Source organism: Pseudomonas defluvii (genome assembly GCF_001695625.1).
In the GTDB taxonomy this organism is placed as follows: domain Bacteria; phylum Pseudomonadota; class Gammaproteobacteria; order Pseudomonadales; family Pseudomonadaceae; genus Aquipseudomonas; species Aquipseudomonas defluvii.
The window spans coordinates 1-13,362 of record NZ_MBPN01000118.1; the positions used below are offsets into that span (position 1 = coordinate 1).

8 protein-coding genes and 1 pseudogene are annotated in these 13,362 nt (G+C 59.5%); 8 read left to right on the forward strand and 1 reads right to left on the reverse strand.

What is annotated here, in order from left to right; genetic code table 11:
• Window positions 1–188 precede the first annotated feature (188 nt).
• The 6 genes from recC to yfiB all read left to right on the forward strand — a co-directional run bounded on the left by recC (window position 189) and on the right by yfiB (window position 11,873).
• The gene (recC, locus tag EKA13_RS22730; RefSeq protein WP_065761475.1) at window positions 189–3,656 is read left to right on the forward strand and encodes an exodeoxyribonuclease V subunit gamma; all 3,468 of its coding nucleotides are present in this window, start codon (window positions 189–191) and stop codon (window positions 3,654–3,656) included.
• Window positions 3,656–7,330 (forward strand): exodeoxyribonuclease V subunit beta, encoded by a 3,675-nt coding sequence (gene recB / locus EKA13_RS22735; protein WP_100250158.1) that lies wholly within the window; start codon window positions 3,656–3,658, stop codon window positions 7,328–7,330. The genes recC and recB overlap by 1 nt, the downstream gene beginning before the upstream one ends.
• Entirely contained in the window at window positions 7,327–9,411 is a 2,085-nt protein-coding gene (recD, locus tag EKA13_RS22740; protein WP_065761477.1) for an exodeoxyribonuclease V subunit alpha, read from the forward strand. Before recB ends, recD begins: the two co-directional genes overlap by 4 nt.
• 114 nt (window positions 9,412–9,525) lie before the next feature.
• Complete coding sequence (gene yfiR, locus EKA13_RS22745) at window positions 9,526–10,101, forward strand: regulatory sequestration protein YfiR (RefSeq protein ID WP_065761478.1); 576 nt, start codon at window positions 9,526–9,528, stop codon at window positions 10,099–10,101.
• The gene (gene dgcN, locus EKA13_RS22750; RefSeq protein WP_065761479.1) at window positions 10,098–11,369 is read left to right on the forward strand and encodes a diguanylate cyclase DgcN/YfiN; all 1,272 of its coding nucleotides are present in this window, start codon (window positions 10,098–10,100) and stop codon (window positions 11,367–11,369) included. The genes yfiR and dgcN overlap by 4 nt, the downstream gene beginning before the upstream one ends.
• Before the next feature lie 3 nt (window positions 11,370–11,372).
• Window positions 11,373–11,873 carry an outer membrane lipoprotein YfiB gene (gene yfiB / locus EKA13_RS22755; RefSeq protein ID WP_065761480.1) on the forward strand — a complete coding sequence of 167 codons (501 nt, stop codon included), beginning with the start codon at window positions 11,373–11,375 and terminating at the stop codon, window positions 11,871–11,873.
• An 8-nt stretch (window positions 11,874–11,881) separates the two neighbouring features.
• Here yfiB and EKA13_RS22760 read toward each other — a convergent pair.
• A pseudogene (locus EKA13_RS22760) lies at window positions 11,882–12,061 on the reverse strand (LysR family transcriptional regulator); the annotation flags it as partial.
• Between the two features lie 2 nt (window positions 12,062–12,063).
• On the opposite strand from EKA13_RS22760, the gene EKA13_RS22765 reads away from it, so the two are divergent.
• Window positions 12,064–13,071, forward strand: coding sequence for a hypothetical protein (locus EKA13_RS22765; protein ID WP_245704392.1), 1,008 nt, complete (start codon window positions 12,064–12,066; stop codon window positions 13,069–13,071).
• Window positions 12,989–13,306: a site-specific integrase gene (locus tag EKA13_RS28460; protein ID WP_245704393.1), complete on the forward strand. Its 318-nt coding sequence runs from the start codon at window positions 12,989–12,991 to the stop codon at window positions 13,304–13,306. Before EKA13_RS22765 ends, EKA13_RS28460 begins: the two co-directional genes overlap by 83 nt.
• The last annotated feature ends 56 nt before the right edge of the window (window positions 13,307–13,362 follow it).

Sequence of the window (13,362 nt, forward strand, 5' to 3'; positions counted from 1 at the left end):
ATCGCCGATGGTAGTGTGGGGTTTCCCCATGTGAGAGTAGGTCATCGTCAAGATTAAATTCCGAAACCCCTATCTGCGCATGCAGGTAGGGGTTTTGTCTTTGTGGCCTGGAAAACATCGCCGGCGAGGCCTGTCTCTGCAGCTCATGCTAAGGTTCGAGCCTCTTCACATCGCACCAAGGGATACTCATGCCGCACACCTCCAATCTACAGCCCGGCTTTATGGTGGTTCATGGCAACCGTCTGGATGAACTGCGAAGCCTGGTCGTGGGCTGGATGCGCCGCAATCCGCTGTTGCCGCTGGAGAATGAGATCGCGTTGGTGCAAAGCAACGGCATTGCACAGTGGTTGAAGTTGGCACTGGCTGAAGATCCTGAAGAAGATGATCAGGGCGGTTGCGGAATTGCTGCAGCCATTGACGTGCAACTGCCTGGCAGTTTCATGTGGCAGCTGTACCGCAAAGTGTTGGGGTGTGAGGAGATTCCGGAAACCTCGTTACTCGACAAGGCACCGCTGACCTGGCGTTTGATGCGTCTGCTACCTGAGGTCATTGATCGGCCGCATTTTGAGCCGTTGCAGCGTTTTTTGACCGACGATGCCGATTTGCGCAAGCGCTATCAACTCGCAGAGCGCTTGGCTGATCTGTTCGACCAGTATCAGGTGTACCGCGCCGACTGGTTGCAGGATTGGGCAGAAGGGCGTCATCTGCTGCGCACCGCACGTGGTGAGTCGAAGCCCTTGCCTGCGGCTAATTGCTGGCAGGCTGAATTGTGGCGAGCGCTGTTGCTGGACGTTGGCACTGAAGGCATGGCGCAGAGTCGTGCAGGTGTCCATCAGCGCTTTATTCAGCGTATCAACGAATTGCAGGAAGCCCCTGCCGGCTTGCCGTCACGGGTTATCGTCTTCGGCATTTCTTCGTTACCGGCCCAGGCGCTTGAGGCGCTCGCGGGGCTATCTCGTTTCAGTCAGGTGCTGCTGTGTGTACTCAACCCTTGCCGACACCACTGGGCTGATATCGTCGCGGACAAAGACCTTCTGCGACACCAGTACAAGCGTCAGCAGCGCAAGAGTGGCACCCCGGCAATGATCGATGCCGATGCACTGCACCAGCATGCCCATCCGTTGTTGGCGGCGTGGGGTAAGCAGGGCAGGGATTACATCAATCTGCTCGACAGTTATGACGACCCGAACAGTTATCGTGCGGCGTTCAGCGAAGGGCGTATTGACCTCTTCAGCGACAGCGAACCGCAGAATCTGCTCAACCAGTTGCAGGACGACATCCTCGAGTTGCGGCCGCTGACCGAGACCCGCGCGCTGTGGCCAAGCGTCGACCCACTCAAGGATCGCTCGATACGGTTTCATATTGCGCATAGCCCGCAGCGAGAAGTCGAGATCCTGCACGATCAGTTGCTAGCCCGCTTCAGCGCGGATTCAACCTTGCGCCCTCGAGATGTGATTGTGATGGTGCCGGATGTTGATACCTATGCTCCGCATATTCGTGCCGTATTTGGGCAGATCGCCCGTGACGATTCACGTTTCATCCCCTTCACCTTGGCCGATCAGGGGCAGCGTGGCCGCGATCCGCTGCTGATCGCCCTGGAGCATCTGCTCAAGCTTCCCGACAGCCGCTTCCCGGTCAGCGAGATTCTTGATCTGCTCGATGTCCCGGCCCTCAGGGCGCGTTTCGGGATTCAGGAAAGTGACTTGCCGACACTGCATCGCTGGATTGAAGGTGCAGGAGTGCGTTGGGGCTTGAATGCCGAGCAGCGGGCGACTCTTGAATTGCCTGCCGGGCTGGAGCAGAACAGCTGGCATTTCGGTTTGCGCCGCATGCTACTGGGGTATGCCGTAGGTGCCGGGACAAGCTGTGACGGCATCGAGCCCTATGATGAGATCGGTGGGCTCGATGCGGCGTTGATCGGCCCGCTGGTTGCCCTCATTGATGCGCTGGATGTGGCTTATCGTGAACTGTCCAGCCCGGCCTCTGCAGGTAACTGGGGAGCGCGTTTGAATGCGTTGCTGCAGGTGTTTTTCCGTGCAGAAAACGAGCATGACGACTATCTGCTGGTGCAGTTGCAGTCGCTGTGCGAGGACTGGCTAGAGACCTGCGAGATGGTCGGCCTTGAGGATTTGCTGCCGCTGACCGTGGTACGTGAAGCCTGGCTGGCCGGGCTTGATCAGGGGCGCCTGTCGCAACGCTTCCTCGCCGGCTCCGTGAACTTTTGCACCCTGATGCCGATGCGGGCAATCCCCTTCAAGGTGATCTGTCTGCTGGGGATGAACGACGGCGACTATCCGCGAGCCCAGCCGCCTCTGGACTTCGACCTCATGGGCAGTGACTACCGTCCGGGTGATCGCTCGCGCCGCGAAGATGACCGTTACTTGTTGCTGGAGGCGCTGCTGTCGGCACGCGATCAACTCTACGTCAGTTGGGTAGGGCGCAGTATTCGTGACAACAGCGAGCGCCCGGCTTCGGTACTGATCGGGCAATTGCGTGATCATCTGGCCGCAGGTTGGACGCTCGCTGGAGGCGAAGCGCAGGACATGGACTCGCTGCTCCATGCGTTGACGGTCGAGCATCCACTGCAACCCTTCAGTGCTCGCTACTTCCATCAGGGTAGTGGTCTGTTCAGTTATGCCAATGAGTGGCGTGCGTTGCATCTGACGGATGCGGGGGAAGCCATTGAGCCGCCTGCCTTGGAGCCTTTCGTGGCCGACGAGCCACTGACCTTGCCATTGCTGCAGGATTTTCTAAGGCATCCCGTACGGCATTTTTTCAGTCAGCGTTTGAAGGTGTTCTTTGAGTCTGCTCAGGCACCGCTGGCTGATGAAGAACCCTTTGTGCTCGATGCGCTGCAGCGCTACAGCTTGAGTGAGAACCTGTTGGCTGCAGCCCTGGCCGACACGCACGACAGCGAGCGCGCGCTGCTGGCTCAGGCCAATCGCCTGCAAGGGCGTGGCGTGCTGCCGATGGCCGGTTTCGGTGATTGCCTGCGTGACGAACTCATTGAACCGTTGCCCGACCTGTTGCAGCGTCATCGCCAGCTTTTGGAGCAGTGGCCGCATCGGGTCGACAGCGCCCTGCCCATTCGTTTCGAGTACCGTCACTTGCGTCTTGATGGCTGGCTGGGCCAAGTCTATCGCCGTGAGGGCGATGACCTGTTGAGCATCACTACGTTACCTAACACCATCGGCAGCGGCCGTACCTTGAAGTGGCACCGCTTGATTCACAGTTGGGTTATGCACCTGGCCGCGTGTGCCGTGGGGCTGCCCTTGCACACGGCGGTGGTGGCCAGCGATCAGACCTTGTTGCTCAAGCCATTGGAAAAGGGCGCTGCCGAGCAGTTTCTGGGCCACTTGTTGTTGGCTCGACAGGCCGGTATGTCGTCACCGCTGCCCGTGGCGGCGAAGACTGCTTTCGCCTGGCTTGAGCAAAGTGATCCAGACAAGGCGCAGGCGGCAGCAGCCAAAGCCTATGACGGTGATGGCATCAGCCATGATGGCGAGCGCAGCGAAAGCACTGCGCTGGCTCGACAGTTCAGTGATTTCGCCGCCCTCACGGCCAGTGAGGAATTCGAAGGCTGGTGTGAATCGCTTTACCGTCCACTGTACGACGCCGGCTGGCAGTCTGTTGGCCGTGAGGAGGGCCGCTCATGATGCTTGAACCACAACCGCCTTTGGCCCTGAGCTTTCCGTTGCACGGTAGCCAACTGATTGAAGCCAGTGCTGGCACCGGCAAAACCTACACCATTTCCGCTCTCTATCTGCGCCTGGTGTTGGGGCATGGTGGCGAGCAAGGTTTCGGTCGTGAGTTGTTGCCGCCACAGATTCTCGTGGTGACGTTCACAGATGCCGCAACCAAGGAGTTGCGCGAGCGTATTCGTACGCGTCTGGCAGAGGCCGCTCGCTTTTTCCGCGGGGATCTGCTGGAAGCCGACAGCCTGCTGCAACAACTGCGCGAGCAGTTTGATCCCCAGCATTGGGCGGCCTGTGCCAATCGGCTTGAGGTCGCGGCGCAGTGGATGGACGAGGCTGCGGTTTCGACCATTCACAGCTGGTGCCAACGCATGCTGCGTGAGCATGCGTTCGACAGCGGCAGCCTGTTTACCCAAACCCTGGAGACCGATCACAGCGATCTGCTGGGCCAGGTCATGCGCGATTACTGGCGCCGCTTCTGCTATGGCATGCAGGGTGACGCTTTGCAGTGGGTGCGCGCCAACTGGGGCAGCCCCGATGCCTTGTTGCCCAAGGTGCGCGCGTTGTTTGGTCGCCAGCGGGTGGCCAGTGACGTCGAGGAGCCGCAGGCACTGATTGACGGCGTTCTACAGCAACGTGCCGAGTACCTGCGTGAGTTGAAAGCGCCTTGGGCCCAATGGGCTGCCGAGTTGTTGCAGCTCTGCCATGAAGGTCTCGCAGCCAAGCAGGTCGACGGGCGCAAGATGCAGGCGCGTTACTTCGAGCCCTGGTGTGAAAAGCTGAGGGTGTGGGCTACTGAAGAGCAGGCTGAGGAGCTCGACCTCGGCACTGGCTTCACCCGCTTTACACCGGAGGGTATGGCAGAAGCCTGGAAAGGTGAGCCGCCCCGGCACCCGGCCCTTGAGGCCATGTCGACCTTGCGCGAGCGTTTACAGGCCCTGCCGACTCCAGATGCCAGCCTGCTGGAGCATGCGGCGGCCTGGGTCGGCTCTCGCTTTGAGCAAGAAAAGCGGCGCCGTGCTGAAATGGGCTTCGACGACATGCTGTTGCGACTCGACAGTGCCTTGAGTGGCCCTGCTGGTGAACGCCTGGCCGGGTTGATTCGTGAGCAGTTCCCCATCGCGCTGATCGACGAATTCCAGGATACCGACCCCGTCCAGTATCGGATCTTTCAGCGCATTTACCGCATTGAAGAAAACCTGCGCGAGACCGGGCTTTTCCTGATTGGAGACCCCAAGCAGGCTATCTATGCGTTCCGTGGTGCGGACATCTTTACCTACCTGCGAGCCCGTGAGGCCACCGCGGGTCGATTGCATACACTCGATACCAACTTTCGTTCCAGCCAGGCCATGGTTACTGCAGTCAACCATGTGTTCCAGCGTGCGGAGCACCGTACCCAGGGCGCCGGCGCTTTCCTGTTCCGGCGCGAAGACGACAACCCGGTGCCGTTCCAGGCGGTCAAGGCTCAAGGCCGAAAGGAGACGCTGCAGGTCGGCGGCCAGGTCGTGCCAGCCCTGAACATCTGGCAGCTTGTCAGTGACGAACCGGTTTCGGCTGCGGTCTACCGGAAACACATGGCTGCCAGCTGTGCCACTGCCATTGTCGCCTTGCTTAGCGGCGGGCAGCAGGGACGCAGTGGTTTTGTGAAGGCTGAGGGCGAGCTGCGGGGTTGCCAGCCTTCCGATATCGCCATTCTGGTTCGCGACGGCCGAGAGGCGCAGCTGGTTCGCGAAGAACTCGCCGCACGTGGGGTGCGTAGTGTTTACCTGTCGGACAAGGATTCGGTGTTCTCCGCCCAGGAGGCCCATGACCTGTTGTCCTGGCTCAAGGCCTGTGCCGAGCCGGATGTAGAGCGCTTGCTTAAAGCCGCGCTGGCCAGTGTTACCTTGAACTTGCCTCTGAGCGCGTTGGATCAACTGAACCAGGATGAGTTGGACTGGGAACGTTGGGTGATGACATTCCGTGAGTACCGGCACCTGTGGCGTACTCAGGGCGTTCTACCGATGTTGCGCCGCCTGCTGCATGACTTCAATTTGCCGCAGGTGCTGATCGCGCGCAGCGATGGCGAGCGGGTACTGACCAACCTCCTGCACCTTGCAGAGCTGTTGCAGCAGGCGGCCACCGAGCTGGATGGCGAGCAGGCACTGATTCGTCACCTGAGCGAACACCTGGCCTCTGGCGGCCAGACGGCTGAAGAGCAGATTCTGCGCCTGGAAAGTGATGAACAACTGGTCAAGGTCGTGACCATTCACAAGTCCAAGGGGCTTGAGTATCCGTTGGTGTTTCTCCCATTCGTGTGCGGTACCAAACCGGTTGATGGCAAGCGCCTGCCACTGGCCTGGCACGACAGTGAGCGTCAGGCTCAACTGACCCTGACGCCTAACGCTGAGCAGATTGCGCTGGCCGATGATGAGCGTCTGGCCGAGGACCTGCGGTTGCTTTATGTCGCCCTGACGCGCGCACGCCATGCGTGCTGGCTAGGCGTGGCTGACCTCAAGCGGGGGACCAGCAAGGAGTCACTGCTGCACCGATCGGCGCTGGGCTACTTGCTGGGTGGCGGTGTGCCCTTGGAGAACTCGGCAGCGCTCGGGCAATGGCTGGCGGCGCTCAGCGATGGGGCCCCGGCAATTCGCTGTGAAGTATTGCCCGAGGCAGAGGCGGCGTGCTTTACCGCAACGCGAAATACGGCCGAGCTGGCACCCCAGAGACTACCCCGCCGCCGTGCTGCCGAGAACTGGTGGATTGCCTCCTACAGTGCGCTGCATATCGGTGAAGACCTTCTGGCGTTGGACAGCTCCCAGGCGCAGCAACTGCTCGACGATGAGCGTGCCGATCCGCTGGTGCTCTCTGAAGCGTTGCCCGGTGGCAGTGATCTCCACCGTTTTCCCCGTGGCCCCAATCCGGGTACCTTTCTTCATGGCTTGCTGGAATGGGCAGGGCGCGAAGGCTTTGCCCGTATTCGTGAGCAGCCGCACCTGCTGGAAAAGACCGTTGCACAACGCTGCAATCGGCGTGGCTGGACGGGCTGGATTAACACCTTGAACCACTGGTTGGGGCAACTGATCGAGACGCCAATGCCGTTGGCGCCGAACAGCCCGCCCGTGGTCCTGGGCGAGCTACACCAGTACCAGATCGAGATGGAGTTCTGGTTCGCCAGCCATCAGGTGGATGTCGCCTGCCTTGATCGCCTGGTGGCGCAGTACACCCATAACGGCGAAAACCGTGCAGCCGCCAAGCCGGCACTGCTCAATGGCATGTTCAAAGGCTTTATTGACCTGGCCTTCGAACATGACGGTCGCTACTACGTGACCGATTACAAATCCAACTGGCTGGGCGCGGAGGATTCCGCCTACAGCGAACAGGCCATGGAAACGGCGATTCTTGAGCATCGGTACGACTTGCAGTACGTCCTCTATCTGTTGGCCCTGCACCGGCAGTTGCGTGTTCGCCTGCCCGATTACGACTATGACCAGCATGTTGGCGGTGCCGTGTTCATGTTCCTGCGTGGGGCGCGTTCGTCGTCCAGAGGCGTGTACTTCGTCAAACCACCACGGGAATTGATTGAGCAACTGGATGCACTGTTTCGTGGCGATTGGCAGCCGCAACAACAGGACCTGTTTGGAGAGCAGCCATGAGCCGTACCTTTACCGACCTTTTGCCAATGCCGCTGGACGCGCAACAGTTGTCGGCCCTGCGCCCCTTGAGCGAGATCCACGATCTGCTGATCCTGCTTGACCGTTGGGTTGAGCGCGGTTGGTTACGTGCTCTGGACCGGGCTTTTGTTGCGTTTCTTGGCGAGCTCGACGGGCGTGCCGACCCTCGGGTGTTGCTGGCCGCCGCACTTGCCAGCCATCAGTTAGGGCATGGGCATGTCTGCCTGGATGTGGGTGAGACCCTCGCCGAGCCGGATTTCGCGTTGTCTCTGCCGCCTGAGGGTGACCTTCTGGCGGGGCCGGTGTTACTGCCGTCACAATTGCTTGAGCACCTGGATCAGGCGACCTGGTGTGCAATCCTGTCGAGCAGTGCGCTGGTGGCCCATGCCGGGAATGACGCGCAGACAGACAGACCGTTGGTGCTCTGCGGCCAACGCTTGTACCTGCGCCGGTACTGGGGCTATGAGCGCCAGGTCGACAGTGCCCTGCGTCAGCGTCTGGCGCAGCAGGAGGTTGTCGCGGTCGACTTGCGTGCACGGCTTGACCAACTGTTCGAGAGCGGTGCTCCGGCAGGGCAGGTCGATTGGCAAAAGCTTGCGTGTGCACTGGCGACCCGTGCGGGGTTCAGCATCATCACCGGTGGCCCTGGCACGGGTAAGACCACGACCGTCGTGCGGTTGCTGGCGTTACTTCAGGCTCCCGCAGTGGATATGGGGCGTCCGTTGCGTATTCGCCTCGCCGCACCGACGGGCAAGGCAGCTGCGCGCCTGACTGAGTCCATTGGTCAGCAAGTGCAGCAATTGGCTGTCAGTGAAACCGTGCGTGAACATATTCCCACCGAGGTCTCGACGGTTCACCGTCTTTTGGGCAGTCGACCGGGTTCGCGGCACTTCCGTCACCACTCGGGCAACCCGCTGCCGTTGGACGTGTTGGTGGTCGATGAAGCCTCAATGATCGACTTGGAGATGATGGCCAACTTGCTGGCAGCCTTGCCGCATCATGCCCGGCTGATCCTGTTGGGCGACAAAGACCAATTGGCGTCGGTCGAGGCCGGTGCGGTACTGGGTGACCTGTGTCGTGATGCCGAGGCGGGTTGCTATAGCCCGCAGACTCAGCGCTGGCTGGAGCAGGTCAGTGGCGAACAGCTTGCCGACAGTGGGCTGCAGCCTGGCTCCGCAGAACAGCATGCTCTGGCCCAGCAAGTGGTCATGCTGCGTCACTCACGACGTTTTGGCGAAGGTAGCGGTATCGGACAACTGGCGCGCTTGGTCAACGCTCAACAAGCTGAGCCGGCGAGGGCGCTGTTGGCAACAGCCACGCATGCGGATCTTTACCTGCTGAGCCTGCGTAGTGAACAGGATCGAGCACTTGATCGATTGCTGCTGGACGGTATCGGACGTGGAGAAAGCGACGCCAAGGGCTATCGGTACTATCAGCAGGTGATGGGCAGTGAGCGCCCGCCCGAGAATGCCCCGCTGGATGATCCGCGCTGGGGCAACTGGGCCTTGGCGGTATTGCGGGCGTTCGAGACGTTTCAACTGCTTTGCGCGGTACGAAAAGGGCCTTGGGGGGTAGAGGGGTTGAACCTGCGTGCTACCCAGGCCTTGTCCCGCGCGGGGCTGATCGACAGTGACGCGGTTTGGTACGAGGGCCGCCCGGTGTTGATGACCCGTAACGACTATGGGCTGGGTTTGATGAACGGTGACATCGGTATCGCCCTGCGGTTGCCGGAGGGAGGTAGCGGCGGCAAGCAGGTGCTGCGCGTTGCGTTCCCACGCAGTGACGGCAAGGGCGGTGTGCGCTTCGTGTTGCCAAGCCGGCTGAGCGATGTTGAAACGGTTTACGCGATGACGGTGCATAAGTCCCAGGGCTCGGAGTTTGCCCATACCGCGCTGATTTTGCCGGATGCCTTGAACCCGGTGTTGACCAAGGAACTGATCTACACCGGTATTACGCGCGCCAAGCACTGGTTCAGCCTTATCGAACCGCGGCAGGGTGTATTTCAGGAGGCGGTACGGCGCAAAGTGAAGCGGCTTTCGGGGCTGATGCTGGATCAGACCTGAGTGCGGCGATGCTGCCACACTCCGGATTGCCTCTTGGGGGGATGGCTCGCGGGAAAAATGGGCATTGTGCTATCTTTGCCCAATTGTCGTGCCCCATTTTGAGAGAATTCCCACATGAACGTGGCCGCCCCGATCCTGGGACGTGTGATGAGCTGGATGCTTGGACTGCTGGGCAGTTTTCTTTTCCTGTGTACCAGCGTGGCCTTTGCTCAGGCTGACAGTAATGCGGCCCATGCGGAGCTTCGGGCCAAGGCTGTCACGCAGGTGGTGCTCGGAATTCTCAGTTATGCGCGTTGGCCGGTTGAACCGGCTCAACTGCGTCTGTGCCTGGTTGGGCCCACCGAATATGCCGATGATCTGGTCAAAGGGACCACCCAGGCCACTGGCCGTCCGGTGTTGGTTCGCCGACTGCTGACCGGTGCTCCACGGATTGTCGATGAGTGTGACGCGGTCTACATCGGTAAACTCAGTGCTGAAGCGCGCAGTCAGTTATTCAGCGAGATCATTGGCCATCCGCTCCTGAGCATCAGCGAAGCGGACGATTCCTGTACGGTGGGCAGCCTGTTCTGTCTGCGGGTCAGTGACACCCATGTGGCATTTGAGGTCAACCTCGACTCGGTCGCCCGCAGCGGCGTACGTATTCACCCCAGCGTACTGCGGCTGTCGCGGCGTAGGGCGGTGCAGCCGTGACCCGCCTGCGCAATAGCCTGGGGCGTTTGACCCTACGTGCGGTGCTTGGGCGACGGCATTTGAGCGTTGCCTTGCTGGCTGTCGGGCTTGCGGGAATCTCTTTGACCCTGATGGGTGTCCTGACGTTACGAGCCTACGCCAACCACAACTTGCACCTGATCGCCCGGTCGATCAACTACACCGTAGAAGCCTCGGTCGTGTTCAATGACAGCAGTGCGGCCAATGAGGCGCTGGCGCTGATTGCTGCGACTGAAGAAGTCGCCGACGCGAAGGTATTCGACGATAACGGCGATCTGCTGGCGCGCTGGCAACGCCACGACGATGGCATGCTGGCGCCGTTGAAGCGGCACCTGGCGAGCACGTTGCTGGAAGATCCCATCAACCTGCCAGTGCTGCACCAAGGGCAACAGGTCGGTCGAATCGAGCTGGTCGGCCAGGGTGATAGCCTGATGCGCTTTCTGCTCAGTGGCCTGATCGGCATCATGCTGTGTACCGTACTCAGTGCCTTCGGTGCGTTGTCCCTGTCGCGTCGTTTGTTCGGCGATATCGTCGGCCCTTTGCGCAACCTTGCCAATGTGGCACATGCGGCACGTTGTGAGCGTCGCTTTGACCGGCGCGTCCCGCCTGCACAGATTGCCGAACTCAACGAGTTGGGCCATGACTTCAATGCGTTGCTTGATGAGCTGGAAACCTGGCAGCACCATCTGCAAAGCGAAAACGCAACCTTGGCGCACAAGGCCAGCCACGACAGCCTCACCGGGTTGCCGAACCGGGCGTTTTTCGAGGGGCGTCTGAGCCGAACCCTGCGTAGCGCGTCGCATAGCCAGGAATCTGTGGCTGTGCTGTTTATCGACAGTGATCATTTCAAGACCATCAATGACACCTACGGTCACGCTGCTGGCGATGAAGTGCTGATCACCGTGGCCAATCGGGTGCGGGCACAGTTGCGTGAGCATGATCTGGTCGCGCGCCTGGGCGGTGATGAGTTTGCGGTGCTACTGGCGCCTATTCAGCGAACCGAAGATGCCGAGCGTATTGCCGACAAGATCATCGCCAGCATGCGCACCCCGATTCATCTGCCTGACGGGCAGGTAGTGGTTTCATCCCTGAGTGTTGGCCTGGCGGTGTATCCCGATGATGGTGATACGCCGACTGAACTGCTTAGCGCTGCGGATGCCGCCATGTATCACGCCAAGCACCTCGGTCGAGGTGGGCGGCACAACGCAGAGTCGGAGCACTCTGCGGCTAGCACAAAAAACAGGAGTTAAACCGTGAGCCGTTCTATCAACCGTCTGCGCTTTCATTTTGTCGCTCTGACGCTTGCTTTGGTTACCCTTGTGGGTTGCCAGAGCGTGCCCCCCAAAGGCCTGAGTGCTGAACAAATTGCGCTCCTGAAGCAGGAGGGGTTCATTTTGACCGATGAAGGCTGGATGTTCGGTTTGCCTGGCAAAGTCCTTTTTGGCAGTGACCTGGATAGCTTGAATGCGCAGAGCCGGAAAATCGTCGAGCGTATCGGCAAGTCGCTGCTCTCGGTCGATATTCAGCGGGTACGCGTGGACGGTCATACCGACTCGTCGGGCAAGGCCCGTTATAACGAGCAGTTGTCGCTACGCCGTGCGGCCAGTGCAGCAAGCGTGCTGATAGCCGTCGGCATGCGCCCGGAAAACGTTGAGACCCGCGGGCTGGGTAGCCGTGAGCCGGTTGCCAGCAATGACACTGCCGCCGGCCGCACGGAAAATCGTCGGGTCGCTATTGTCGTTGCTTCCGATTAATCAACGAGCTAATCAATAAACACCGTCGAGCGCGACTCGCCCATCAACAGCGCGGTGTTCAGCTCGGTCACTTCGCGGATGTAATCCCACAACAGGTTGATCCGCTTGAGCTTGCGCAGGTCCTCGCGGCAGTACATCCAGAACTGGAAGGAAAGAAAGGTTAACCCAATGAATACGGGGGCTAACCGCCATGAACATCCTTGCAGAGCGTCGTCCTGTCACAAGTCCTGTCACAAGTTTTGCCGTTCATCTGAGGCCGACTACGCGGCTCGCCAAGCTCTACCACTATCGACGCAACGGCATTTACTATCTGCGCCTCCGCGAAACTGGCAGCACCACTCAAACTGCGTCTGTTTCCCTCAAGACCACCGATAGACGAGCCGCTATGGACGCTTCACAACGACTTGCAGAGACCATCAAGGCATTCCATCTGGATCATCCCAAGGCGACCTTTAGCGAGCTGAAGGAGCATCTGCTGTGGATGGCTGAGAATCTGCTGTCTACTGCTCATGAGGTTCATTCGTTGCGTGACTGGGGCGACCTTTACGAAGATGTGAAGACGAACCTCGCTGAGATCGCTGCCACGATGCCGCTCAGTGTTGATCAGCACGAACACGTGATGAACGCTAAGCAGGTGATGATTGCTGCTCAGGCACGTCTGGAAGGCGACTCCATACCTTTGGTGAAGATCATTCGGGATCTTGAGGGCGAACATGGGCAAATGGGGGAAAGTGTCCCTGCTTCCCTATCTGTATTAGCTTCGTCGCCGATGACCTTTGAGACCCTCTCGGGGCTCTATCTGGCAGACCGTGGGCAGGACCAAAAGCTTTCGACACTAAAGGAAACCAAGCTGTGTCATGGCGTCCTCTCCACGCAACTGGGTGACCTGGACTTACGGAAGCACTCAAGGGCAGACCTCGTAGCTATGAGAGATCGCCTACATGCAACCCGTGCGGCATCTACGGTTAACAAGCTGATCGTGAAGCTGTCGGCTGTGTTCGCGTGGGCAGTAGAGAATGGTCATTTGGTCAAAACATATGACAAGAAGCTGAAGCTCACCAAGGGTCTTGAGTCGACCCGTAAGGCATTCTCTCAGGCTCAAGTGGCCAAAGCTCATGGACTACGCGAGCAACCTCCCAGAGACCTCATGGAAGCGCTGGTTGCTCAGTCTTGGGGTTATCACGGGCGGGCGTCTTAACGAAATCTCCCAATTGACTACGAGCGACATTCAGACCTTTGAGTCGGGAATTGTTGCCATCCACATCAATGAGGCTGGAGAAGGGAAGTCCATAAAGAACAAACGAAGTGAGCGATTGGTGCCGCTGACTGACGGAGCTTATGGATTCGACCTTGCTGCATTCTTGCGATATGTAGACTCATGCAAGCTCAGTGGGTCGGCGTCATTGGCGCAGTATAGTGGATCCACCTTTTGAGACAGTGACTACGGGGTAGTTTAAGCTGTCGTCCTCGAAAGGATGACAGCAAATGG